Raw genomic sequence first — 22,409 nt, 5'->3', positions numbered from 1 at the left:
CCGACGGCGGCGTGTCCGGCATCTTGGCCGGCGTCAGGGTGCGGGCACCTGCTCGACGGCGACCGTCTCGATGATCCGGGTTGACGGCTCACCGACCAGCGCCGGCGCCGTCACCCCGGTTTTCCAGGTGTCGTTCTGCAGCCGGCCCAGGAAGTCCACGGCGGCCGCCTGCGTGTCGAAATCCATCTCCAGCATGACGTAATCCTCCTGATCCAGCGGCCGCGAGATCCGGTACGACCGCACCCCCGAGGCGGCGCGGTTCAGCGGGTCGCTGTCGAAGGCCCTCCTCCACATGCCGAAATCCCGGACCTGGTGTTCGATCTGCAGGGTAATCATGTGGCCACTCCTGTCGACAGTGCTGGAAGCCCAACTGTAGGCCTGAAAGGGCCCTCTAGGTAAGGAGACGGGCCGGAGTGATTTGCAGGCGCCGCACCGGGCTCACCGCGACGGTTGAACTACCATTGCCGAGCCGCCTCCGCGCCGCACAGGTTCAGCCGCGGCGATCATGCGCCCGCCGGGCAGGAACTCGATTGCCGTCGCCGCGCCGATCTCTGCCGCCGAGGTGAACGCGTCACCCGACGGAGTGAGCTCATGACCGTACCGTGCAAGCTTCTTCCCATAGGCCGCAATGAACTCCGGCTCGGCCGTTACCTTCGGGGTGTTCCGTTGGGACGCACGAGGTGCGGCGATGGCGTCAGGCGTGCTCATCCCCAGGTCCACCCTGTTCACGATCGTCTGCAGGACCGTGGTGATGATCGTCGAGCCGCCGGGTGAGCCGAGCGCAAGGTACGGATCACCGTCCTTCAGGATGATGGTGGGCGACATCGAAGACCGGGGGCGCTTCCCCGGCTCGATCCGGTTCGGGTCGGCCGGGTCGTACACGGTGGAGAAGTCGGTCAGTTCGTTGTTGAGCAGGAACCCACGGCCGGGCACCACGATGCCGGATCCGCCGGTCTGCTCGATCGTGAGCGTGTATTCCACCACGTTCCCCCACCGGTCCGCCACCGTCAGGTTGGTGGTCGAAATATTCTCGGTGTCCTTCTCATCGGCGAGCGCGGCCGGCTTTGCCGGGCACGCGCCGTCGTACGTGGACACATCTCCCGGAGCGACGGGCTTCGTAGCAGCCTTCCCGGGATCGATCGCACACGCGCGTTCCTTCCCGAACAGCGGATCCGTGAGTTCCCCGGTGGGGACATCGACGAACGCCGGGTCGCCCACATACTTGGCGCGGTCCGCGAAGGCGAGGGCGCTCGCCTCCAGATAGTGGTGCAGGGCGCCAGGCGTGGACATCTCGGACAGGTTGACCGTGTCCAGTATGTTCAGCGACTCGCCGACGGTGGTGCCGCCGCTGCTCGACGGTGCCATCCCGTACACGTCCAGACCGCGGTACTCCACATGCGTGGGTGCCTGGTCCAGGGCGCTGTAGGCGGCGAGGTCCTTCTTCGTCATATGGCCGGGCGGAACGGGCAGCGTCGTGGTGGCTGACTTAGGCGGAGCCTGGACTGCGGCCACGATCTCCTCCGCGAGCGGGCCGCGGTAGAAGCCCCGTGTGCCCTTCTCTGCGAGCAGCCGGTAGGTTTCGGCAAGATTGGTGTTCCGGAAGACACTGCCGACGGCGGGCGCGTCGCCGCCTGGGAGGAACAGGCTGCTGGTCGACGTGAAGGCCTCGAAGCGAAGTTTGTTGTCGAGGGTCTGCTGTCGGAAGGTTTCGTCCACCACGAAGCCGCGGGTCGCGACGTCAATGGCGGGTTCGAGGGCGTCCGCGAGGTCCAGGGTCCCCCACCGGTCGAGGGCGCGCGCCCACGTGGCCGGCGTGCCGGGGACGCCCACCGAGACCCCGCTCGTGACGAGTTCGGGCGTGAAGGGGTAGGGCTTGCCGGTTTTCGGGTCAATGAAAGCGTCCTTCGGCATGTCCTCGGGTGCGGTTTCCCGGCCGTCGATGGTGCCGACCTTGCCGTTGCTCGCGTTGTAAAAGACAAAGTAGCCACCGCCGCCGATCCCGGCGCTGTACGGCTCTGTCACCCCCAGCGTCGCGGCGGCGGCGACGGCGGCATCCGCCGCGTTTCCGCCGTCCCGGAGGATCCTGATCGCCGCTGCCGATGCCTCCGGGTCCACAGTGCTCACCGCGCCGCCGTAGCCGGTGGCGGTCGGGGTCTTGTCAGTCTTCTGCGAATCTGCGACGGCGGGGCTGGCGACGGCACCGCCCGTCATGCTCATGGCAAGAACTGCCGTAAGGGCAGCCAGTCGGCGTTTCATGGATGGCATGGTCGCTCCCGAGTCAGGGTGGTGCGGGTTGTTGGCGGTGGGGCAACACTACTCCGCCGTGATGGGCCACTCAATGGATGATCGGCTCATCCGCTCCGGGTGATGCCCCCTGCCGCCTGGGCGCGCTACGTTGCAACCGGTGGCGGCGATCATCTTTCCTCGCGCCACTTTGCCCACACCCGCCGCGATCAGATGGAGACATAGCCATGGCCGAAGAAGAAACCCCCGTCCTCGACGCGCTTGCCGAGATCACCGCCGTATCACTCGACCGCTGCAATCTCGATGACCGCGAGATCATGCTGGCCCGGATCGCGGCGCTCGTGGCAGTCGACGCCCCGCCCGCCTCCTACCTGCTCAACGCCGGCACTGCGAGCGACGTCGGCATCACACTGGAGGACGTCCAGGGCATCCTCATCGCAGTGGCTCCCGTCGTCGGCACGCCCAGGGTCGTGGCAGCAGCCGGCAACCTCACACAGGCACTGGGCTTCGCCGTAGCAGTGATCGAGGCAGAACTCGAAGCCGAACTTGAGGCCGAGTCCGAGTCCAAGGGCTGACCCGTCCTGACGGCGACGGACACCGGCAGGCGGCGGTCCGCGCCGCCTGCCGGACCAGTGCCGTCTGTAAGATCGTTGCTGTGCCCCTCCCAGATTTGCGTCCCCAGCCCGTCACTGTGTCCGTTGTTCGTACAGTCCAGCCCGGCCGCACACGCCAGGCCAGTGCCTGGGCCCATGCCGGTCAGGAACTGGCCCGCGAATGGCCCGGCTATCTTGGATCAGGCTGGGTCCGCTCCGCCGCAGATTCAAACGAATGGCACATGCTGTACCGCTTCGCCAATGCCGGGCTGCTGAACGACTGGGAGCAGTCGGATGAACGGCGCTGGTGGATTGACAGCGCGGCGGACCTCGTGGAAGTGACGCAGATTGAGCGGCGCACTGGCATCGAAGGCTGGTTCTCGCAGCCCGGCGACGCCCTCCTCACCGTCCCCGAGACCGTTGTGCCTCCCCGCTGGAAGCAAATGGTCAGTATTTTCCTCCCGTTTTTCCCCCTCAGCCTGCTGGCCAATTTCCTGCTGCACCCGCTGACCGGGGAATGGCCCCTGCCACTGCAGGTGCTGCTGGCCACCTGCATCCTCACACCGCTGATGACGTACATCTTCCTTCCGGTTACCACCAGGCTGTTGGGACCATGGCTTCGCAGGAACCGCTGACGCGGGCCGGAACACAACCCGGAGTCAGCTGACCCCGGGTCCGGGTGGGTTCCAGGGCTGCTACCGCTGGAAGAGATTGAGGATGTTGCCCTCGGTGTCAAGGAACCAGGCGGCTTTGCCCACCGGCGTGGTCGCGATGCCGTTCTCAGTCTTCAGGCCCGGGAAGTCGTACTCCTCGAACACAACGCCGCGGCCGCGCAGGTCCGCCACCTCAGCGTCAATGTCGTCGGTTCCCCAGCCCATCTGGGTGTTTTTCGCGGTGCCCGCATTGTCGGTCGCGTAGAGCAGGAAGGAAGTTCCGTTCCCGCAGCGGTAGATGAGATTCTCCTCATCCACGGAGTCGGCGGGCTCCAGGCCCAGCACGTCACGGTAGAAAGCCTTCGCCCGGGCGATGTCCTTGGCGGGGAGGACTGCGGTGATTTCGAGATCCTTCAACATGACTGTTTCTCCCTATGGATCAGCATTTATCAGGTTCCTGGATGCCACCCCAGCTGCCATCCACACTGCAAATCGTAGGCTCGGGGCCGGGAGAGTCAAGACTGCGCGGAATCCGCCGCCGTCGAGGCGTTGGACAGGTCCGCCCGGGGGTGCTGCCGCCGGCTCGCCAGCAGGAAGGGCACCGCGATCATCTCGATGACGCCGCCAATCGCCACTGAGGCGGAGTACCCGTACACGTCAGCCGCCCGGCCGAGCACCGGCTGCACCACCACTCCGCCGCTTGATCCCATGAGCGAGTCGAAGCTGAGCACTGTTGCCCGCTGCTTCGAGGGGATCATGTCGTTCAGGTAAGCCTGCCGCACTGGCGTGCCCGCCGAGGCGACCAGTGCCCAGAGCGCCAGCAGCGCCAATGCCACCCAGAAGTCCCGCGTGAACCCGAGCACCACGAGCAGCAATGCGCTCACCGCGCTGCTCAGGATCAACACGGTGGTGCGCTTGCGGACGAGGCTCCGCAGGCGGGGCGCCAGCCAGCCGCCAAGCACCTGCGCGCCGGCCACCAGGGCCGCCGCCAGGCCCGCCACGGAGTAGGCGCTGGGGTCGCCAAAGAGCTCAAGCAGGTAGGGCTGGAGGGCGTAGAAGACATAGATCCCGACGCCGGAACTAAAGGGTGCGGCCAGCATCACATACCGCACTGGCGGGTGCTTCAATCCGTTCTCGATCGAGGCAGAGAGTACGGCACGGGTTGCCTGAAGGGGATGAGTTGAGCGCTCGGGGGTGAATCCGACGTCGCGCATCAGCCAGAAGGCGACGGCGAACATGACCAGCAGCACCCCCACGCGCAGCAGGAATGGCACACCGAGGTTGGTGGCCTGCGCGATCACACCGCCGGCCACCGAGCCGGCGAGCATCGCAACACCGGAGACCATCAGACCCCGGCCGAGTACCGTCTCCAGCCCGCCTTCGTACCCGGAAAAGCGCAATGCGTCGACGAGCCACGCCTCCACGGCCCCCGAGAAGAAGGTGAATCCCAGACCCAGCAGAACCGACACCGCCGCCCACGCCCAGAAGGGCGCGGAGAGCTGCCACAGCAGGTAGTAGAGGTAGGTCGATGCGGCCAGTGTCGCGGTGCCGAGCAGGAATGAAACGCGGCGGCCCCACCCGTCGGCAACCACTCCGGTGGGCACCTCGAACAGGACCATACCGGCCGTGAAGAAGGCGTTCGCGGCAAAAGCCTCAAGATTGCTGAGCCCTGCGTCGAGCAGGAACAGGGTGTTGATCCCCCAGATAAACGAGGCCGCAAGGGTATTGCCCAGCGTCAGCGTGAGGAAGATGCGCTGGATCTTTCGGGCGGCGGCGTTCATCACTTCGCCGTCCCCGCCGGGGCGAGGAGGGAGCACCAGCCCATTCTCGTCTCCATCGCCTGCCCGCGCCAGAGCAGGAAGTCCTCATGCGGGAACAGCGGCGTGGCTCAGCCGGCGTCGGGCACCTCGAGTTGAACCCTGACCTGGTCTCCGGCCGCGATGCCGGCGGCGGTCCTGATGGCCTTCTTGACCGGAAGCAGATAGGAACCGCTGTGGCTGTCCGGGAAGAGCGACGTGGACCAGCGGTGCCCGGCGATGACGGCCGTGATCTTGATGGAGCCGGAGCCCTGACGGAGCGCACCCGAGTCGTCCCGTATCTCGGCCGAAACTCCGTCCGGAACGGTGACGAAGTGCCACCCGGCTTCTCCCGGATAGAGCCACAGCCGGGCCGTGAACGTATAGCTCAGCGGCATGGCCGGTACACGGCGGGACGACTGTTGGAACTCGTGGCCGTCGGCCCGCTGGCCAGGACCGGTCCCCGCCGGCATGCCGCCACTAGAGCGATCCGCCGGCGACCTCCGGCGTGCCGGCGACCTCGGGCGGTTCGCCATGGGCGCCTCCGTGACCGTGGTGTCCCCCGTGTCCTGCTCCCCCGGGCCGGCCGGCGTCGCCCACCCGCTCGCGGGCCAGGAAAGTCTCGACGTCGAAGAGGTTGTCCGCCCGGCGGGCAACGTTGAGCAACGTTGACATCGATGCCACTTCCTCGACCTGCTCCTTGAGGAACCAGAGCATGAACTGTTCACCCAAGGGGTCGTTTTCCGCGCGGGCCGCGGCGAACAGTTCCTTGATGCGGTCCGTGACCTCAACCTCCTGGGCGAGGGCGAGGACAAGGGGTTCCTCCGCCGAACTGAAGTCGTTCCGGACCGGATCGATGCCGGGGATGGTGACCTTGATGCCGCGGTCCAGGATGTACCGGACCATCATCATGGCGTGGTTCCGTTCCTCCAACGATTGGCGGTAGAAGTGCTTGGCGAGCTGGGGAAGGTCCTGCCCGTCGAACCAGGCGGCGATGGCGATGTACTGCTGCGACGCAGCGAATTCATTGCCGACCTGGCGGGTCAGCAGGTCGTTGAATTGCGGGCTCATGGTGCTCTCCTCGAGTCGGTGTTCAAGGGTGCGGACTTGGGGCGCCAGGGTTCTGCCGGGCCGGGGCTGCCGGAGGGCCTGTTACGAGACTCCTCCGCTTCGGATCTCCACGTCAAGATCATGCTTTTTCCTGACGATGGGGCCCACAGCCCAGAGGATGACAAGGGCAGCGAACTAGGACCGGTCCCGGATCCAGTCCTCAACGACGGCCTGAAGTGCCGGCTTTTTCGCCTCGAAGTCGGCCTCGTCAATAAACCTGGCCACTCGTGACACCTCACCTTCGCCCTCCAGCAGCCCACCTTCATCGGTCAGGGAGGCGCCTTGATGGAACATCAGCGTGACGTTCTTCTTGGCTTTGGGAAAGAACGAGGCGATATTCCCCTGGTACATAAAAGTGGGCGCTTGCCACTTAATGGCTTCCGTCACAGCCGGGTCAATGCCCAGGATGACTCCCTGATCTTGACCACAAGCTCCCGCTGCGGGTTCTCGTACCTCTCCAACCATGCATCCACGTCGGGATTACGATTGCTGGTGCCGCCCATCATGCCTCCCTCCGGCCCGGTGTCTCAAAGTCCGCGGCGACCGTGTTCCTCGATGACTGTCTTCAGTTCCTGAAGCTGGCTGACTTCGGCCTGCATCGTCTTGGTGATGAGCCCGTCAAGGACCTTCATAAGGCCTGAGGGCTTGAGATCCAGAATGAAGCGGACCGTGGTCCGGCCCTGCGCCTCCGTCAACAGGTACCGGCCTTCGGGCCGCGCCGGGCCGGCAATGACTTCGAAGGCCAGGGTGCGGCCCGGATCTGCGACCGTGATCCGGTAGTCGCCCTGGATGGACCTGCCGCGGGGCCCGGTCAGCGTCTGGCTGTACACGGCGCCCGTTTCGCCCGGGGCACCACTCTGTAGCGCGATGCTCTGGACGCTGCCGCGCCACGACGGGTTGTTCAGCCCGTCCGCGAGGAAAGCGTAGACCTCCGTCGCAGGTCGGTCGATGGTGATTTCATTTTCGGCGTGTGCCATCAGATTCCTCTCGACCGGCCCGGCGGGGCTCGGTCATACCCGTTGTGAGAGTTCATCTTGCCACGTGTGCATCAGCACGGCGGTCAGGCCGCCTCGGGGATCAGCGTCAGAGGACACGCTTCACGACGGCGAACGGCCCCTGCGCGGGATATGGCCGGCCGGTTCAAACACTCGACCCGCGCGGCCGCCACTCCTAGAATGAAGGGGCTGGGACTACGGCGCCGGACGGACTTTGGCCGGGGACGGCGCGGCTGCGGCCCGCTCCGAATCCGCGACGAGGCACGGCGGTGTCATGCGATCCACGACCAGCATCCTGGCGGGCGCAGCTGCGGCCCTCGCGCTGATTCTCAGCGCGTGCACAGAAATGAATCCGGCCCCTTCTCCTTCATTTCGCGCAGCGCCTGCTCCCACCGATTCGCTCGACTTCACGATGCGCTCATTCATTAATCAGGGCGCGGTAGCCGTCGTTGCCGAGGTGAGGTGGCCGGGCGGCACGTGGTCCAGGGCCTACGGCGTCCGGGATCTGGAAGCCGGGCAGCCCGCGACGACGGACGACAGGGTGTCGGTGGCCAGCGTCACCAAATCCATGACCGCCGTCTCTGTGCTGAAACTCGTCGACGACGGCCTCATCCGGCTCGACGACCCAGTCAACGGAATCCTGGACAGTTTCACGACAGTTCTCCGGCCTCCGGCGCCCATCACCGTCCGGCAACTGCTCTCCCACACCTCTGGCATGCCAACTTTTCAGGAGGCAAATGAGAAGAGCGCCGAGGACGTCGCCCGGGTTGTGAACGAAGACATGAGCACGCAACGAGGGTTGGAGCTCACAGCGACTCTGCCCTGGGAAGCCAACAACGTGGGTTCGTACCGCTACTCCGATTCGAACTACCTTGCGCTGGGACAGCTGCTGGAGAAACTCCGCGGCAAGCCCTATACGCAGGTGCTCCGCGACGACGTGATCAACCGGCTCGGGTTAGGGGCCACGTCCATCGACCAGACTGTGCGCGGGGAAACCGACGTGATCCATGGGTACATCACTTTGCGCGGTGAACGCCTGGACGTCACGCAGCCGCCAGCCGACCTCGGGTCACCGGCGTTCGGCGCTATATCCACCATGCACGACGTCAACGACTTCTTCGAAGCACTCTTCCGGGGCGATCTGGTGTCGGACTCCTCGCTCAAGGAAATGACCACGACCGGCAGCTTCCCGTACTACGGTCTAGGGCTCTGGAAATGGCCCCGAGGCTGCACGGACGACTTCCGTTACGGCGGCAAGGGCGGCTTCCCGTCCTACCGCACAACCGCGATCAGCAGCACCGACGGGCAGCAGCAAGCCTCCATGACCCTGGTCCCTCCTCCGATTCCCACACCCCTTGAGGACCCTGAGTCCGTGGACAAACTCGAGTTGTGGGACGGCCAAATGGCCTCCGCACTCCAGGAAACCCTTGACCGGCTCTGCTGATCTGGCGGGAAGTACCTCGACGAATGGAGAGAAGACATGAGTGACCCCGTGGAGGCCCGGCCGGGCCGGAGAGAAGTAGCGAGGATGGGCCACGGTGGGTGACGGCACCACCCCGGGCATGCCGGGCGAAAGTATCACGGCGGGCAGACCACCCCGCGGCCTGACGTCGGCCGTCACCACGATGATGAGCCGGGGCGGGGTCCCGGGCCTCTCGCTGGCCGTAGTCGACCGCGGTGGCGTGCTTCTCGCCGCCGGATACGGTCTCGCCGATCTGGCAGCGAATACGACGGCGACCGCGTCGACGTCGTACCTGTGGTTTTCGATGTCCAAGATCGTGACCGCGACAGCGGCGCTCCGGCTCGTAGACGAGGGCCGCCTCGATCTGGGTGCCCCGGCCGGCAGCTACGTCGATTACCTCCGGGCGCCCGGGACTACGACGCCGAGCGTGGGCCAATTGCTCAACCACACCGCCGGTTTCGGCAACCCGCTGCCCCTTCGCTGGGTGCACGCGGCCGAAGCGGATCCGCCGGACCCCGGGGCCCTGCTCCGCCGCCTGATGGGCAGGCGCCGCGCCTACCGCTACCCGGCCGGGCAGCCCGCCAGGTACTCCAACCTCGGCTACCTTGCCGCCGGGCAGGTCATCGCGGCCGCTGCCGGGGTGCCCTTCGAGGACTATGTCCGGGACTCCGTCCTGCGGGCGGCGGGCATGGAGCACACCGGGTTCCGCTATCGGGACGGCGCGGACAAAGCGACCGGATACGTCAAGGCGCCCCGGCTCGCGGACCCCGTGCTGCGCGGCCTGCTGCCGCGTGGGATCGCCGGAGACCGGCACGGGCCCTACCTGTCGCTGAACCCGTTCTACGTGGACGGACCGGCCTACGGCGGCCTGGTGGGCGATGTCCTGGATGCCGCCAGTTTCCTTCGCATGCACCTACGAGACGGCGAGATCGGCGGAACCCGGGTCCTCTCCCCCGAGTCGGCGCGCCGCATGCGCATCATTGACCAGGCGGGCAAGCCGTTCGACCACGGAACCGGCTGGTTTCGACGGCCCACCAAGAATCCCGGGCAGTGGGTGGAGCATTTCGGCGCCGGCGCCGGCTTCTGGAACGTCATGCGCCCCTACCCGGAGCGAGGTCTCGGCGTCGTCGTCATGAGCAACAGCACGCGCATGTACGACTTCGAACCGCTCTTCACTCTCCTGGCAACCGCGACCTGGCCGTAGCCGCCGTCGGCACTGGCAACGTGCCGTGCCGGCGGGGGTCACTGCCGCCGGTCGAGAGCCTCGAGGAGCCGTCCGACCGAGCCGCCAAGGTTCCACTCGGTGGCGAGACGCTCCAGTTCGGCACGCGCATCGCCGGCGACAGGCCGCAGCTGCGCGCCTGCCTCCTCGAGCGTGGGGAGCTCCAGGTCGCGCACGACATTCACGACGGCAGGCGCGACCGCAAGGTAGTCCGCGGCCGCGGCGAGCTTCGACCGCACGGACGCGGACAGCCCGCTTCCGGGATCGGCCGCAGCGGCGAGTAGCCCGTCGAGGGTGCCGTATTCGCCAAGCAGCGACGCGGCGGTCTTTTCACCGACGCCGGCGACGCCCGGCAGTCCATCAGACGTGTCGCCGCGGAGGGTCGCGAAGTCGGCATATTGCCGGGGCAGCACCCGGTACTTACCGACGACCACGACGTCGGTGAGGACCTCGAGGTTTCTCATGCCGCGCGCGGTGTAGATCACCCGCACCTGCCTGGCATCGTCGACGATCTGGAAGAGGTCGCGGTCCCCCGTCACGACGTCGACGGGAAGCCCGGCGTGGCTGGCGTAGGTGCCGACGACGTCGTCGGCCTCATGCTCGGCAGCCCCCACGACGGCGATGCCGGCGAGGTCGAGCACCTGCCGGATCAGCGGAATCTGCGCTTCAAGCGCGTCCGGCACCACCTCCACATCCGGAGCACCCGCGACTACTTCTGCGACCCGGTGCGACTTGTAGCTCGGAATGAGGTCCACCCGCCACTGCGGACGCCAGTCATCGTCCCAGCACGCCACGAGATGCGTCGCCTCGTAGTCGGTGGTGAGCCGGGCGATCATGTCGAGCAGCCCGCGGACGGCGTTCACGGGCGTGCCGTCGGCGCGGCGGATCGTGTCGGGAACGCCGTAGAAGGCACGGAAGTACAGCGACGCGGTGTCAAGCAGCATCAGACGTGGGGCCATGACTGATCCTGACACGGCTGTGCCTGTTCGCGCTGGACCGTCCGTTCCGTGTTGTCATCGGCGGTCAAGGGGTGACGAACGCGCCCGTCCAGCCGGCCGCTACGCGTCCTTTTCCTGGGCGGCCTCGGTGAACAGGGCTCCCTGTGCAGCCTCGGAACCCGACTCCCCGCCCCCTGCGCCGCGCAGAATGAAGGCGATTCCGACGGCGGCCGCTGCGCCGGCCAGTGGCCCGGCGACATACACCCAGTAGTGGCTGAAATTTCCGCCTACAAGATCGGGCCCGAAAGTCCGTGCCGGGTTCATCGATGTGCCGGAGATGGGACTGCCCCACAGCCCTGCCAGGGCGATGTAGCCGCCTACCGCGAACGCCCCGAGCAGTCCGATGTTCTGGGCCCCGGACGCGGTTCCGAGGATGACACTTACCAGCGCCAGCGTCAGCAGCGCCTCCATCCAGAACGCGGCGACCGCCGGGTAGTCCGCGGCCGGGTAGTTCGAACCGAAGGTGGCGGAGACGCCGATGACGGCCTGCAGCAGCAGACAGGCGAGCGTCGCGCCGAGGAGCTGAACCACAATGTAGCCCGGCACCCGGCGCCACGGGAAGTCACCGCGGAGCGCGAACGCAAGGCTGACCGCAGGGTTCAAATGGGCACCCGAGACCTTGCCCATGAACAGGATGATCCCCATCACCATTAAGCCAGGAGCTACCACGGCCGCCGTGCGGCTGATGACGCCGGGGAAGGCCTGGCTCATCATTCCACCCCCGGCAGCCACGATGACGAGCAGAAATGTGCCATACAGCTCCGAGAACAGGCGCCGCCATTCCTGGCGTGGATCACCGAAATCCTGAATTCGTAGCAGGAGATTCTGCTCGACAGTCCCCAGCTCGCTGGCGAGGTTTCGCTCATGCACGTGGGCTTCACGCGCACTCTTGCGTCCGTTTCCGTCCTTGCCCTGCTTTTCCGCCATGGCCTTCGCCTCCGCCGGTGCTGGCTTCGTGACCTGCCGTGCCCTCCGCGGGCCGGCACCCCGAGAAGCCCAATGTACCGCTGCCAGCGGTCTGCTGTCATCGCAGTTCCCGTTTCTGTTCGGGGAAGGTAGCGCTGCCGTCCCCCGAAAGGATCTGGCCGGCCATTTCCTGAGGACATCCGGGAAACAAAGTCCTACGATTCAGCCATGAAGCAAGAGACGTGGAAGAAGTATTCCGAGTGGCCCCTCGTCGGTGCGGCGTTTCTTTTCCTGGCGGCGTATTCAATTCTGATCATTGCGGAACCGCCCGCCCCCTATGCGGACGCTCTGGTCATTGTCATCTGGTCAACATGGGCTGCCTTCGGCGTCGACTACGTCGTGAAATTGCTCCTGGCGCCCCGGCCTGGTCGATGGTTCATCCGCCACCCTTTGGAGTTGCTGATGGTGGTGCTTCCGGTGATGCGTCCATTACGGCTCCTGCGGCCCTTCACGTTGCGTCAAGTTATGGACCGGGCACCGGGCACTGCCATCAGATCGCGCGTCTTGGCCTACGTCATTGCCTCCGCCGTCATTCTTGTCTACACCGTGGCCCTGAGCGTCCTCAGCTTCGAAAAGAGCGCCGCGAACGCGAATATCACCACAATGGGTGACTCCCTGTGGTGGGCGGTAGTTACCATCACAACCATCGGTTACGGCGACTTTTATCCCGTCACGGTACTTGGCCGTTGGGCTGCCGCCGCGCTGATGATCGGCGGCTTCGTCGTCTTGAGTATGGTCACGGCGACTGTGTCTTCCTGGCTGGTTGAAAGTGTCACCGCCGCAACCAATGCGCGGACGAAAGCGGGCGAATCCGCAAGGAGCGAGGAGCTCGCCCGGCTCACGGCGCAGATCGAGAGGCTCCATCACCGGCTGGCCCTCGGCCCGGAGGAAACAGGCAGTGGCCACACGGAACTCAAGCCACACAAGGAACCAGGTTAGGGGCTGCAATGTTGGCAGCCGGGCGGGCGGCGCGTCGGCAAAGAGCGGTGCGCCAACAGTGCGTTGACGATTTAGCGCCGCAGGGCCACAATCGCATTGTGACGGCGGTCAAGATACGTGACTACGCAGCCATTTTGATGAGCACGGAGCCAAGGCGCCTTTGCGCGCTCAGCCTGGACCGGCGTCGGGCACTTAGTGCCGGCGGCGGTTCCTGAGGTAAGTGGGAGGTCGCCGATCATGGCCGAAACCAAAGTCAAGCACACGAGCGTCGAAAAACGCCGTGAAAAGGGTAAAGGGTACCGGGATAAGACGCCCGTCTCCAGCCACGCAGGCTGGACTCCCGCCCCCGACCGCGCAGATCCGGTCGCGTTGCTTGAGGAACAGAACCTCACCCGGGAACAGGACCTGGTACCGGTGCGTCACGGCCGGATGCTGGTCTCACCGTTCACGTTTTACCGTGGTGCGGCCAAGATCATGGCCGCCGACCTGAAAGACACCCCGAGGGCCGGACTCGTGTCCCAGCTGTGCGGGGATGCCCACCTTTCCAACTTTGGGGTCTTCGCTTCGCCGGAGCGGAATTTGTTGTTCGACCTGAACGACTTCGACGAGACACTCCCGGGCCCGTTCGAGTATGACGTGAAACGGATGGCGGCGAGCTTCACCATCGCGGCGCGGAACAACGCGTTCACCAAGGAAGAAACGCACGACGTGACCCTCACCGGGGTTCGGGCGTACCGGGAAGCGATGGCCCAGTTCGCGCAAATGAACACCTTGGACATTTGGTACGCGCGACTGTCCGAGGAGCAGCTGATGGAAGCCATCGACCTGGCCGTGGCAAGCCAGAAGGGAAAGGCCCTCAAGAAGGCTGCCCAAGGCATGGTGAAAGAGGCACGACAGAACGTCGCAAAGGCGCACACCAGGGACAGCCTGCAGGCACTGTCCAAGCTCGCCGAGCGCGTCGACGGGAAGTACCGCATAGTCAGTCAACCGCCCATCGTCGTTCCCGTCCGGGAACTGGCAGATACGTACGGTATGTCTGGCGATGAGGTTGAGAAAGCGGTTCGTCAACAACTTCGTTCCTACCGGGCCACGCTGCCGGACGACCGGCGCCACCTGCTCGAACGATTCGAAGTCATCGACGTCGCCCGCAAGGTTGTGGGCGTGGGCAGCGTCGGCACGCGGGCGTTCATCGCCTTGCTCCAGGGACGCGATCAGGAGGATCCCTTGTTCCTCCAGGTCAAGGAAGCCACGAAATCGGTGCTCGAGGACCACCTGCCGAAGAGCCGCTATAAGCAGCCAGGCGAACGCGTGGTTCAAGGGCAGCGGATGATGCAGGCCGCGAGCGACATCTTCCTGGGGTGGACCAAAGGCGTGCAGGACAACCGGTACCTGTATTGGCGCCAACTGCGTGACATGAAGGGCTCAGCCGTCGTGGAAGGGATGAAGCCCCTCGGCATGGACTTCTATGCCAACGCATGCGGGTGGACGCTGGCGCGTGCCCACGCCCGGTCGGGCGACCCGGTCGCGATCGCTTCCTACCTCGGCAAGAGCGACAAGTTCGACCGATCCATCACCGATTTTTCCGAACGTTACGCCGACCAGAACGAAAAGGATTACGAGGCCTTCGCCGACGCAGTTCGTTCGGGCCGGCTGGAAGCAACCGACGCCATTTAGGCCTCCACCCGGTCAGCGGCCGGGTGGGAGCGGCGGGACGTGGTCATCTTTGCCGACGTTCTGAATGCCGACCGGTGCGCCCGGCCGGGTGTCGGACTTCCTGGTGATCAACCAGGTGATGAACCACAGCACGACGCCGATGGCCATCAGGCCCCCTGCGATCTGGTACTGGATGAGGGGCCGGCCGACCCACGGACCGGCGAGGAAGGTACACAGCAGGGCCGCCACGACCGGAAGCTGCCCGGGCGAGGTGAAGAACACCTTCCGGCTGGGGTCCCGTTTGCCGCGGAGCACGAGGCAGGCCACATTCACCACGGTGAAGACGCACAGCAGCAGGAACGCCGTCGTACCGGAGAGGTTCGCGACGACGTTGCTCTCCGGGTCGGACGTGACGTACCAGATGAGCCCCAGCGCGAGGACAGTGGAAAAGGCGATTCCGGCCCACGGCGTCCGGCGCCCCGGGAGAACCCTTCCGAGCTGCCGCGGCAGGACATTCTGGCGGGCCATGCCGTAGATCAGGCGGCTGGCCATCAACATGTTGATCAACGCGGTGTTGGCGACGGCAAAGACCGCAAGGAATGGAAAGACCTTGTCGATCGGGAAGTCCGGTGAGCCTTTGTGCACCACTTCGAGGAGCGCGGCGCCTTCGGCCTCCCTGATCCCCTCGAGTTCAGTGGGCGACAGCACGGTGACCACGGACACGGCCACCAGCATGTAGAGGATGACCGCGATGCCGAGACCGGTCAGCATGGTCCGGGGGAAGATCCGCTCGGGATTCCGGGTCTCCTCGACCATGTTCACCGAGTCCTCGAAGCCGACCATTGCAAAGAAGGCGATGGAGGTGGCGGCGGTGACGGCCAGGAACAGGCCCTTGTCTTGAGAGTCGGTGAAGACGGTGATCTCTCCGAAGTTCCCGGTACCTTGGGACATCACATAGAAGCCAACGCCGATCACGATGCACAGGGCGGTCATCTCGATGAGGGTGAGCACAACGTTGAACTTCACGCTCTCGCCCACGCCGCGTAGATTGATCGCCGCCAGCAGTAGCATGAAGCCCATCGCGACGGCGGTGATCGCCCCCTGGCCGGGCATGCCCATCCAGCCGTTGACCACGAGGCCCCCGAAGAGGTTCTGGGCGAGTACGTTCGCGGATGTCGAGGCGCTCGTGATGCCGGAGCAGACGACGGCGAAGGCGACGAGGAACGTCACGAAGTGAATCCCGAACGCCTTGTGGGCGTAGAGCGCTGCGCCGGCCGCCTGCGGGTACTGTGTCACCAGCTCCAGGTAGGAGAAGGCGGTCAGCGTCGCGACGATGAACGCGAGCAGGAACGGCAGCCAGACGAGCCCACCGACTGTGCCGGCCATGGTTCCGGTGACGGCGTAGACGCCAGCTCCGAGGATGTCACCGACGATGAACAGGAGCAGCAGCTTGGGTCCGAGGACCCGCTTGAGCTCGGGTTCGTCCCCTTCGGGAGTTGCATCGAACACTTTGTCTTCAGTGGTGCTCATGGTGGACCTCCAAGCAGCCGCGCGGCTCCCTGATGAGCCGCCCGGACCCGACCTTGATGTGACCTACCTCACCATGGCACCATCAGGCCCCTTTGGCCACCCCTACCGGGCGCTGTGCTGCGAATGCGCGCCCCCTGCTCAGCACTACGACGGCGGCCAGCCCGGCGGCTGCGGGGAGTGCCACTCCCCAGGCCGTCACGGCGGCGTCGGGCCGCGCGACTGACTGCCCGGCGAGGGCCTGCACCGTGAGCAGCGCCACGGCGCCCAGATAGGAGACGACGAGGATCCAGATCAGGCCCAGGCGGGTCGAAGCGGGCCGCAACAGCCGGGCGCGGCGGGCGCCGAGTTCGAGCAGCAGGGCCGAGAGCGGGATGAGCTGGAGGGCGTGCATGCCAACGAAATGGGGGACGCGCAGGTCGCCAGCTGTGGTGCTCCAGCCCAGCAGCGGCAGGCCTGGGCCGCCGTCAGGAAGCCCCACCGTGTGTGCCCCTACGATGCCCCGAAAGCTGTTGAGCTGTTCCGCAGTTGGCCCCGTCATGAGGAACGCCAGCGCCATCCCGATGAGCGCTATGACCAGCCCGGCACGGATCGCCAGCGTACGCGCAGGGTCCGCCAGCGGAGCCCTAAAGAGTAGCAGCGCCGTGACCAGGGCCGCGAGCCAATGGCGGCCGACGTCGGAAGCTGGCGTCCCCTCCATCCATGACTGTGACGCAATAATCAGGCCGCCATTAGGTATTGGACGCCCGGTATTTTGCAGTGCAAAGGTGGGCTGGTGAAGACGATCAAGATCCACGACGAGGGCGCCACGGTCCACATCCAGCTCAACAGGCCGGACGTCCGCAATGCCATAGACCAGCTCATGGTGGACGAGTTGCACACCGTGTGCGCGGACTTGGAGCGGAAGCCCAGAATCCTCATCCTCTCCGGGGCGCAGATTCCCTCCGGCGGGATATTCGCCTCCGGCGCGGACATTGTCCAACTGCGCGAACGCCGTCGAGACGACGCCCTGGCCGGCATCAATTCCGGACTCTTCCAGCGAATCGCCACGTTGCCGATGCCCGTCATCGCAGCTATCGACGGCTTTGCGCTCGGCGGCGGTGCCGAACTTGCCTACGCGGCAGATTTCCGGATCGCCACACCAAGGGCCCGGATCGGAAACCCGGAAACAGGGTTAGGGATCCTCGCTGCCGCCGGCGCCGGCTGGCGCCTCGTGGAACTTGTGGGCGAGCCCGTGGCGAAGGAAATACTGCTCACCGGAAAGGTCCTCGACGGAGCAGAAGCCCTGGCGCTCCGACTCGTCACTGAACTGCATGAACCCGACCAGCTGATCCCCGCTGCCTTCGCCCTCGCGGATCGGATCGCATCACAGGACCCACTCGCGGTCCGCCTCACCAAGACTGTCCTCCACGCACCCAGGTCCGCGCACCCGGCCATCGACGAACTCGCCCAGGGCATCCTCTTTGAATCAGAGGCGAAGTTCGAGCGGATGCAGGCATTTCTGGACCGAAAAGAACATAAAGGAGCCTCTACATGAGCATGCCCACGTCCCCAACAGAAACTCAGTGCGTCCCCACGAAGGTCGGCGTTCTCGGCGGCGGCCGGATGGGTGCGGGCATTGCCCACGCCTTCCTCGTCTCCGGATCGCACGTGACGGTCGTCGAACGGGACGCGGCGGCCGCCGCAGCAGCCCGCGTCCGCGTCACCGGGACCCTGTCCAAAGCCATCGAGAAAGCTGCTGTTGCAGAGGACCTGGACTCGCTCCTCAGCCGGTTCTCGGTCTCGACGGACGCCGTCGACTTTGGCGGTGCCGGCTTGGTTGTGGAAGCCGTGCCCGAGGACTTCAAGCTCAAACAGGGCGCGCTGCTCAACGTTGAGCGCCACCTTGGCGCGGATGCCTGGATTGCCACCAACACCTCCTCGCTGTCCGTCACGCAGCTGGCCGCAACTCTTAGCAGGCCGGAGCGGCTTTGCGGGCTGCACTTCTTCAACCCGGTCCCGGCGTCAACACTGGTGGAAGTCGTCATTGGCCCCCAGCCGGCCGACGAACTCGCCGGCGCCGCGACGGGCTGGGTGCGCGGGCTCGGGAAGACCCCCATCGTGGTCCAAGACGCCCCCGGCTTCGCGAGTTCGCGGCTGGGCGTCGCCCTAGCGCTGGAGGCCATGCGAATGCTGGAGGAGGGCGTGGCAAGTGCGCAGGACATCGACGCCGCCATGGAACTCGGCTACCGGCACGCATCCGGACCACTGCGCACCACGGACATCGTCGGGCTGGACGTGCGCCTCGGAATCGCCGAGTACCTGCATGAAACCCTTGGCGAACGTTTCGCCCCGCCGCAGATCCTCCGCGAGATGGTGGCGCGGGGCGAGCTCGGCCGCAAATCCGGCAAGGGCTTCTACGACTACTCCTGACAGGTCTGCAGTTGGAACACGACGGCGGCCGGCGGTTTTCGCTGGCCGCCGCAGTTGTTAAAGGGCGCAGGCGTTCGCCTAGCTGTACTGCCCAGGGACGTTGGTTCGGTGAATGTGATGACTCGCTGGAGTCATTGACTGATGGGTGAGGACCTCCGGTTGCACAGTGGAGTTGCTTAGACAACCGCTGAGGCGACCAGGAGGTCCTCATGTCCACGGTCGCCGCGGAATCCCTAGGCATGGGCCGGACCACGCTGTACCGGAAGCTCCGTGCCCTGGGGATCGAATCGCCGGAGTCCATGGCGTCCTGATCCGTCATCCGTGATCCGTCATCCGACCAGGCTGTGAGGCCCCATTGCCCGCCATGCTGTCCGGCTGCGGGGACCGTTATTCGGCGCGGGGCAGGATCCGCTCAGCCAGTTCCAGGACCGCCCGCAGAGCGGGGCTGGAGTTGTCCCGCCGCCAGGCCATGCGCAGTTCCACCGGAATCGTCTTGTCCAGCAGTTTCACGAACCGCACATGGGGATCGGTGACCGCCTCGGCCACCGAGGACAGGGTGAGCGTGCAGCCCACCTCCGCCGCCACCAGCGAGAGGGCAGTCCAGGAATCCGGGACGATCTGGACGATGTCCAGCTCGAACCCGGCGGCGTGCGTCAGGCGGCGAAGCCGGTCGTTGAGCACGGCCCCCGCATGCGGCGGCAGCGACACAAACGTGTCCCCCTGGAAGTCAGCCATCCGGACCTCCCCGGCGTCGGCCAGGCGGTGGCTCGCCGGGACGGCCACCACGAGGTCCTCGGCCGCCAGCAGCCGCGTTTCAATACCGGCAGCAATGTAGTCCCAGCGTCCCAACGCGATGTCCATGTCGCCGCTCAGGACACGGTCCATGGCAGGTTGCGCGAAGTTCTGGCTGAAGAGCTCGATCTGGATTCCGGGGTGGTCGCGCCGGACCTCCCGGGCGAGCCGGCCCACCAGGGTGTGGGTGGAGGCGCCGGCATAGGCCACCCGGACACGCCCGACTTCTCCTTTGTCCGCGGCGTGGACCGCGATGCCGGCCCGGCGCGTGGCATCAATGATCTCCGTCGCCGGTCCGATGAACGCTTCTCCGGCGCCCGTCAGCTTGACGCTGCGGGTGCTCCGGTCGAAAAGCCGGGTTCCCAGCTCACGCTCCAGCTGTTGGATACTGCGGCTGACCGGAGGCTGCGCCATGTGCAGCTTCTCTGCTGCGCGGCCGAAATGCAGCTCCTCCGCGACGGCCAGGAAGGCGCGGATCTGTTGGATCTCCATTCACCCGATTATTGCACCTGATGCAACAAAAGGGCCATCAATAAGTATTGGACGGACAGCAATGCCGTCCGTCATGGTGGATGGAGTACCTATGCGAGGAGCCCATCGATGGACAGCCAACACTCCCCCACTTCTGAGCCCTCGGCATTCGGCCGCAGTTCAGATGGCCCGCTCAGCGGTATCCTGATCGCAGATTTCGGCAGGGTGCTGGCCGGACCCTACTGCACCATGCTGCTGGCCGACCTCGGGGCAACCGTGATCAAGATTGAGAGCCCCGCCGGCGACGAGACCCGGGCCTGGCGCCCGCCCACCCGTGGAAATGACTCGACATATTTCCTCTCGATCAACCGCAACAAGACCTCGATCAAGCTCGATCTCCGCGATCCGGACGACCGCAGGACGGCCCAGCGCATTGCGGAACGTGCCGACGTCGTCGTCGAGAATTTCAAGCCGGGCGATCTGGTGCGCTACGGGCTGGACTACGACACCGTCGCGGCCACCAACAAGGACGTTGTCTACGCCTCGATCACGGGCTTTGGGACCGCCGGCGGCGCCCAGCTCCCCGGCTACGACCTGCTGATCCAGGCGCTCTCCGGGCTTATGGACCTCACCGGAGCGCCGGACACCGAACCTTTCCGCTCAGGAGTGGCGGTGTTCGACGTCATCACCGGCCTGCACGCCTGCATCGGCATCCTCGCCGCCCTCCGGCACCGGGACCGCATTGGGGAAGGCCAGCTGGTGGAAATGAACCTGATGTCCTCGGCACTCTCCGGCATGGTGAACCAGACTGCAGCCGTTGTGCTGGGCGGCGCCGCCCCGGTCAGGCTCGGCAACGAACACCCGAGCATCTACCCTTACGAGCCTTTCGACACGGGCGACGGGAAGCTCGTCATTGCGATCGGCAACGATTCCCAGTACCGCACCTTCTGCGCCGCGATCGGCCGGCCGGAGCTGGCCGTGGATCCGCGGTTCGAGAAGGCGCCGCTGCGCAGCGCCAACCGCACGGAACTGCGTCCGCCCCTGGTGGAGTGCCTCTCGACCCGGGCCGCTTCCGAATGGTTCGACATCCTCACGGAAGCGAAGCTTCCGTGTGCGCCGATCCAGGACTTGCGCGCCGGGATCGACTTCGCCGAGAGCATCGGCCTGGAGCCCGTCGTGACGGTGGGGCAGGGTGAACGCGCCCAGCCCGGGGTGCGCAACCCCATCCGGCTGTCCAAGACTCCCGTGAGCTACGACCTGACCCCGCCTGATCTGGACAGCGGCGCGGATCTGGTCCGCGCCTGGCTCGGCGACGACGAACACCCCATGGCAGGCGCCGTGACTGGCACTGCCGCACAATCCCCTGAGGAGCACTGATGACCACCGCAACGGACCTGTCCGTCAATTCCGACTTCTACGCCCTGGACGACTATCTCAACGACTCCGACCGGGCACTGATCGCCCGCGTCCGTTCCTTTGTCGAACAGGACGTCACCCCCATCATCAACGAATACTGGGAGAAAGCGGACTTCCCGTACCAGCTGGTACCGAAGTTCGCAGAGCTGGGCATCATCGGAACGGCTATCAACGGCTACGGCTGCCCGGGGCTGACACGGCTCCAGACCGGTCTCGTCGCGATGGAGCTCTCGCGCGGAGACGGGAGCATCAACACCTTCAACGCCGTCCATTCCGGACTGGCAATGGGCAGCATCAACCTGCTCGGCAGCGAAGAGCAGAAGCAGCGCTGGCTGCCGGCGATGGCCAGACTGGAAAAGCTGGGCGCGTTCGCCCTGACGGAACCGGACCACGGCTCCGACTCGGTGGCCCTGGAAACCTCCGCGCGGCTGGACGGTGACCACTACGTCATCAACGGCTCCAAGCGCTGGATCGGGCTGGGCCACGTGGCGGACCTCGTCATCATCTGGGCCCGCGACGCCGCCGACCAGAAGGTGAAGGCTTTCGTTCTGGAAAAGAACGACGACGGCACTTACCCCGCCGGCTACCAGGCCGAAGCCATCACGGGAAAGATGGCCAAGCGGGCTATCCAGCAGGCACAGATCGAGATCGACGGCCTGCGGATCCCCGCCGGCAACCTGCTGGCCAAGTCCCGGTCCTTCCGCGACGTCGGAGCGGTGCTGAACACCACCCGAAGCACTGTGGCCTGGGAATCGCTCGGCCACGCCACCGCGGCCTATGAGATGGCGGTCAAATACGCCCGGGAACGCGTCCAGTTCGGCCGCCCGATTGCCAGCTACCAGCTGGTGCAGAACAAACTCGCCAATATGCTTGCGGACCTCACGGCCATGCAGCTGATCTGCTTCCGCACTGCGGCGTTGCAGGACGAGGGCCGGCTCAGCAACGAGCAGGCGTCCCTGGCCAAGATGTTTACCGGGGACAAGGCGCGAACCCTGTGCCGGGACGCCCGGGACATGTTCGGCGGGAACGGAATCCTGCTGGAACACCACGTGGCACGCCACCTGACGGACATGGAAGTGGTGCACACCTACGAAGGCACCGACTCCATCCAGTCGCTGATCCTGGGGCGTGAGATCACCGGAGTCTCGGCTTTCTCCTGA

At 65.7% G+C, this 22,409-nt stretch carries 24 protein-coding genes; 11 read left to right on the top strand and 13 right to left on the bottom strand.

Going from position 1 to position 22,409, the window contains the following annotated elements; translation table 11 throughout:
- Positions 1 to 33 precede the first annotated feature (33 nt).
- On the bottom strand, positions 34 to 336 hold the full coding sequence (locus tag AC1DF4_RS16960; RefSeq protein ID WP_476913977.1) for a hypothetical protein: 303 nt from the start codon (positions 334 to 336) through the stop codon (positions 34 to 36).
- A gap of 102 nt (positions 337 to 438) precedes the next feature.
- Entirely contained in the window at positions 439 to 2,265 is a 1,827-nt protein-coding gene (ggt, locus tag AC1DF4_RS16955) for a gamma-glutamyltransferase (RefSeq protein WP_476913976.1), read from the bottom strand.
- A 206-nt stretch (positions 2,266 to 2,471) separates the two neighbouring features.
- Here ggt and AC1DF4_RS16950 point away from each other — a divergent pair, with 206 nt between their 5' ends.
- Both AC1DF4_RS16950 and AC1DF4_RS16945 read left to right on the top strand, forming a co-directional pair.
- Positions 2,472 to 2,819, top strand: coding sequence for a carboxymuconolactone decarboxylase (locus AC1DF4_RS16950; RefSeq protein WP_476913975.1), 348 nt, complete (start codon positions 2,472 to 2,474; stop codon positions 2,817 to 2,819).
- Positions 2,820 to 2,899: 80 nt separating this feature from the next.
- Positions 2,900 to 3,472 (top strand): antibiotic biosynthesis monooxygenase, encoded by a 573-nt coding sequence (locus tag AC1DF4_RS16945; RefSeq protein WP_476913974.1) that lies wholly within the window; start codon positions 2,900 to 2,902, stop codon positions 3,470 to 3,472.
- Positions 3,473 to 3,532: 60 nt separating this feature from the next.
- Here AC1DF4_RS16945 and AC1DF4_RS16940 read toward each other — a convergent pair whose 3' ends face one another.
- From AC1DF4_RS16940 to AC1DF4_RS16915, 6 genes are all read right to left on the bottom strand, one after another.
- On the bottom strand, positions 3,533 to 3,910 hold the full coding sequence (locus tag AC1DF4_RS16940; RefSeq protein ID WP_476913973.1) for a VOC family protein: 378 nt from the start codon (positions 3,908 to 3,910) through the stop codon (positions 3,533 to 3,535).
- Positions 3,911 to 4,005: 95 nt separating this feature from the next.
- Entirely contained in the window at positions 4,006 to 5,271 is a 1,266-nt protein-coding gene (locus tag AC1DF4_RS16935) for an MFS transporter (RefSeq protein ID WP_476914002.1), read from the bottom strand.
- 107 nt (positions 5,272 to 5,378) lie between these two features.
- On the bottom strand, positions 5,379 to 5,759 hold the full coding sequence (locus AC1DF4_RS16930; RefSeq protein WP_476913972.1) for a DUF1905 domain-containing protein: 381 nt from the start codon (positions 5,757 to 5,759) through the stop codon (positions 5,379 to 5,381).
- Between the two features lie 7 nt (positions 5,760 to 5,766).
- Complete coding sequence (locus AC1DF4_RS16925; RefSeq protein WP_476913971.1) at positions 5,767 to 6,357, bottom strand: ferritin; 591 nt, start codon at positions 6,355 to 6,357, stop codon at positions 5,767 to 5,769.
- Positions 6,358 to 6,531: 174 nt separating this feature from the next.
- The gene (locus AC1DF4_RS16920; protein ID WP_476913970.1) at positions 6,532 to 6,861 is read right to left on the bottom strand and encodes a DUF1801 domain-containing protein; all 330 of its coding nucleotides are present in this window, start codon (positions 6,859 to 6,861) and stop codon (positions 6,532 to 6,534) included.
- Positions 6,862 to 6,923: 62 nt separating this feature from the next.
- Entirely contained in the window at positions 6,924 to 7,373 is a 450-nt protein-coding gene (locus AC1DF4_RS16915; protein WP_476913969.1) for an SRPBCC family protein, read from the bottom strand.
- A 430-nt stretch (positions 7,374 to 7,803) separates the two neighbouring features.
- Here AC1DF4_RS16915 and AC1DF4_RS16910 point away from each other — a divergent pair, with 430 nt between their 5' ends.
- The gene (locus tag AC1DF4_RS16910) at positions 7,804 to 8,835 is read left to right on the top strand and encodes a serine hydrolase domain-containing protein (RefSeq protein WP_476913968.1); all 1,032 of its coding nucleotides are present in this window, start codon (positions 7,804 to 7,806) and stop codon (positions 8,833 to 8,835) included.
- Positions 8,836 to 8,929: 94 nt separating this feature from the next.
- Complete coding sequence (locus tag AC1DF4_RS16905; RefSeq protein WP_476913967.1) at positions 8,930 to 10,057, top strand: serine hydrolase domain-containing protein; 1,128 nt, start codon at positions 8,930 to 8,932, stop codon at positions 10,055 to 10,057.
- 38 nt (positions 10,058 to 10,095) lie between these two features.
- Here the strand turns inward: AC1DF4_RS16905 and AC1DF4_RS16900 are convergent, their stop codons facing one another.
- Both AC1DF4_RS16900 and AC1DF4_RS16895 read right to left on the bottom strand, forming a co-directional pair.
- The gene (locus AC1DF4_RS16900; protein WP_476913966.1) at positions 10,096 to 11,034 is read right to left on the bottom strand and encodes a 5'-3' exonuclease; all 939 of its coding nucleotides are present in this window, start codon (positions 11,032 to 11,034) and stop codon (positions 10,096 to 10,098) included.
- A 99-nt stretch (positions 11,035 to 11,133) separates the two neighbouring features.
- The gene (locus tag AC1DF4_RS16895) at positions 11,134 to 12,000 is read right to left on the bottom strand and encodes an MIP/aquaporin family protein (protein WP_476913965.1); all 867 of its coding nucleotides are present in this window, start codon (positions 11,998 to 12,000) and stop codon (positions 11,134 to 11,136) included.
- A gap of 207 nt (positions 12,001 to 12,207) precedes the next feature.
- Here AC1DF4_RS16895 and AC1DF4_RS16890 point away from each other — a divergent pair, with 207 nt between their 5' ends.
- Both AC1DF4_RS16890 and AC1DF4_RS16885 read left to right on the top strand, forming a co-directional pair.
- On the top strand, positions 12,208 to 12,978 hold the full coding sequence (locus tag AC1DF4_RS16890; RefSeq protein ID WP_476913964.1) for a potassium channel family protein: 771 nt from the start codon (positions 12,208 to 12,210) through the stop codon (positions 12,976 to 12,978).
- A 237-nt stretch (positions 12,979 to 13,215) separates the two neighbouring features.
- Positions 13,216 to 14,652, top strand: coding sequence for a DUF2252 domain-containing protein (locus AC1DF4_RS16885; RefSeq protein ID WP_476913963.1), 1,437 nt, complete (start codon positions 13,216 to 13,218; stop codon positions 14,650 to 14,652).
- 12 nt (positions 14,653 to 14,664) lie between these two features.
- On the opposite strand, the gene AC1DF4_RS16880 is transcribed toward AC1DF4_RS16885, so the two are convergent.
- Both AC1DF4_RS16880 and AC1DF4_RS16875 read right to left on the bottom strand, forming a co-directional pair.
- Positions 14,665 to 16,161: an APC family permease gene (locus AC1DF4_RS16880; RefSeq protein ID WP_476913962.1), complete on the bottom strand. Its 1,497-nt coding sequence runs from the start codon at positions 16,159 to 16,161 to the stop codon at positions 14,665 to 14,667.
- Positions 16,162 to 16,243: 82 nt separating this feature from the next.
- Positions 16,244 to 16,858 (bottom strand): hypothetical protein, encoded by a 615-nt coding sequence (locus AC1DF4_RS16875; RefSeq protein WP_476913961.1) that lies wholly within the window; start codon positions 16,856 to 16,858, stop codon positions 16,244 to 16,246.
- 75 nt (positions 16,859 to 16,933) lie between these two features.
- Here AC1DF4_RS16875 and AC1DF4_RS16870 point away from each other — a divergent pair, with 75 nt between their 5' ends.
- From AC1DF4_RS16870 to AC1DF4_RS16860, 3 genes are all read left to right on the top strand, one after another.
- Entirely contained in the window at positions 16,934 to 17,695 is a 762-nt protein-coding gene (locus AC1DF4_RS16870) for an enoyl-CoA hydratase/isomerase family protein (RefSeq protein WP_476913960.1), read from the top strand.
- A complete protein-coding gene (locus AC1DF4_RS16865; protein WP_476913959.1) occupies positions 17,692 to 18,570 on the top strand; it encodes a 3-hydroxyacyl-CoA dehydrogenase family protein in 879 nt (292 codons plus the stop codon). Before AC1DF4_RS16870 ends, AC1DF4_RS16865 begins: the two co-directional genes overlap by 4 nt.
- A gap of 209 nt (positions 18,571 to 18,779) precedes the next feature.
- Entirely contained in the window at positions 18,780 to 18,881 is a 102-nt protein-coding gene (locus AC1DF4_RS16860; protein ID WP_476913958.1) for a helix-turn-helix domain-containing protein, read from the top strand.
- Between the two features lie 76 nt (positions 18,882 to 18,957).
- Here AC1DF4_RS16860 and AC1DF4_RS16855 read toward each other — a convergent pair whose 3' ends face one another.
- On the bottom strand, positions 18,958 to 19,854 hold the full coding sequence (locus tag AC1DF4_RS16855; protein WP_476913957.1) for a LysR family transcriptional regulator: 897 nt from the start codon (positions 19,852 to 19,854) through the stop codon (positions 18,958 to 18,960).
- 108 nt (positions 19,855 to 19,962) lie between these two features.
- Between AC1DF4_RS16855 and AC1DF4_RS16850 the strand changes: the two genes are divergently transcribed.
- Together AC1DF4_RS16850 and AC1DF4_RS16845 are read left to right on the top strand one after the other, a co-directional pair.
- Positions 19,963 to 21,210, top strand: coding sequence for a CaiB/BaiF CoA transferase family protein (locus AC1DF4_RS16850; RefSeq protein WP_476913956.1), 1,248 nt, complete (start codon positions 19,963 to 19,965; stop codon positions 21,208 to 21,210).
- The gene (locus AC1DF4_RS16845) at positions 21,210 to 22,409 is read left to right on the top strand and encodes an acyl-CoA dehydrogenase family protein (RefSeq protein WP_476913955.1); all 1,200 of its coding nucleotides are present in this window, start codon (positions 21,210 to 21,212) and stop codon (positions 22,407 to 22,409) included. Before AC1DF4_RS16850 ends, AC1DF4_RS16845 begins: the two co-directional genes overlap by 1 nt.

Source organism: Arthrobacter sp. 05N429, from assembly GCF_056397045.1.
This window is presented reverse-complemented; position numbering and strand designations above follow the sequence as displayed.

Excerpts from the sequence above, each read along its gene's own strand:
- AC1DF4_RS16960 (WP_476913977.1), bottom strand. The coding sequence starts at position 336 with ATGATTACCCTGCAGATCGAACACCAGGTCCGGGATTTCGGCATGTGG.
- ggt (WP_476913976.1), bottom strand. The coding sequence starts at position 2,265 with ATGCCATCCATGAAACGCCGACTGGCTGCCCTTACGGCAGTTCTTGCC.
- AC1DF4_RS16950 (WP_476913975.1), top strand. The coding sequence starts at position 2,472 with ATGGCCGAAGAAGAAACCCCCGTCCTCGACGCGCTTGCCGAGATCACC.
- AC1DF4_RS16940 (WP_476913973.1), bottom strand. The coding sequence starts at position 3,910 with ATGTTGAAGGATCTCGAAATCACCGCAGTCCTCCCCGCCAAGGACATC.
- AC1DF4_RS16935 (WP_476914002.1), bottom strand. The coding sequence starts at position 5,271 with ATGAACGCCGCCGCCCGAAAGATCCAGCGCATCTTCCTCACGCTGACG.
- AC1DF4_RS16930 (WP_476913972.1), bottom strand. The coding sequence starts at position 5,759 with ATGCCGGCGGGGACCGGTCCTGGCCAGCGGGCCGACGGCCACGAGTTC.
- AC1DF4_RS16925 (WP_476913971.1), bottom strand. The coding sequence starts at position 6,357 with ATGAGCCCGCAATTCAACGACCTGCTGACCCGCCAGGTCGGCAATGAA.
- AC1DF4_RS16920 (WP_476913970.1), bottom strand. The coding sequence starts at position 6,861 with ATGGTTGGAGAGGTACGAGAACCCGCAGCGGGAGCTTGTGGTCAAGAT.
- AC1DF4_RS16915 (WP_476913969.1), bottom strand. The coding sequence starts at position 7,373 with ATGGCACACGCCGAAAATGAAATCACCATCGACCGACCTGCGACGGAG.
- AC1DF4_RS16910 (WP_476913968.1), top strand. The coding sequence starts at position 7,804 with ATGCGCTCATTCATTAATCAGGGCGCGGTAGCCGTCGTTGCCGAGGTG.
- AC1DF4_RS16900 (WP_476913966.1), bottom strand. The coding sequence starts at position 11,034 with ATGGCCCCACGTCTGATGCTGCTTGACACCGCGTCGCTGTACTTCCGT.
- AC1DF4_RS16895 (WP_476913965.1), bottom strand. The coding sequence starts at position 12,000 with ATGGCGGAAAAGCAGGGCAAGGACGGAAACGGACGCAAGAGTGCGCGT.
- AC1DF4_RS16890 (WP_476913964.1), top strand. The coding sequence starts at position 12,208 with ATGAAGCAAGAGACGTGGAAGAAGTATTCCGAGTGGCCCCTCGTCGGT.
- AC1DF4_RS16885 (WP_476913963.1), top strand. The coding sequence starts at position 13,216 with ATGGCCGAAACCAAAGTCAAGCACACGAGCGTCGAAAAACGCCGTGAA.
- AC1DF4_RS16880 (WP_476913962.1), bottom strand. The coding sequence starts at position 16,161 with ATGAGCACCACTGAAGACAAAGTGTTCGATGCAACTCCCGAAGGGGAC.
- AC1DF4_RS16875 (WP_476913961.1), bottom strand. The coding sequence starts at position 16,858 with ATGGAGGGGACGCCAGCTTCCGACGTCGGCCGCCATTGGCTCGCGGCC.
- AC1DF4_RS16865 (WP_476913959.1), top strand. The coding sequence starts at position 17,692 with ATGAGCATGCCCACGTCCCCAACAGAAACTCAGTGCGTCCCCACGAAG.
- AC1DF4_RS16860 (WP_476913958.1), top strand. The coding sequence starts at position 18,780 with ATGTCCACGGTCGCCGCGGAATCCCTAGGCATGGGCCGGACCACGCTG.
- AC1DF4_RS16855 (WP_476913957.1), bottom strand. The coding sequence starts at position 19,854 with ATGGAGATCCAACAGATCCGCGCCTTCCTGGCCGTCGCGGAGGAGCTG.
- AC1DF4_RS16850 (WP_476913956.1), top strand. The coding sequence starts at position 19,963 with ATGGACAGCCAACACTCCCCCACTTCTGAGCCCTCGGCATTCGGCCGC.
- AC1DF4_RS16845 (WP_476913955.1), top strand. The coding sequence starts at position 21,210 with ATGACCACCGCAACGGACCTGTCCGTCAATTCCGACTTCTACGCCCTG.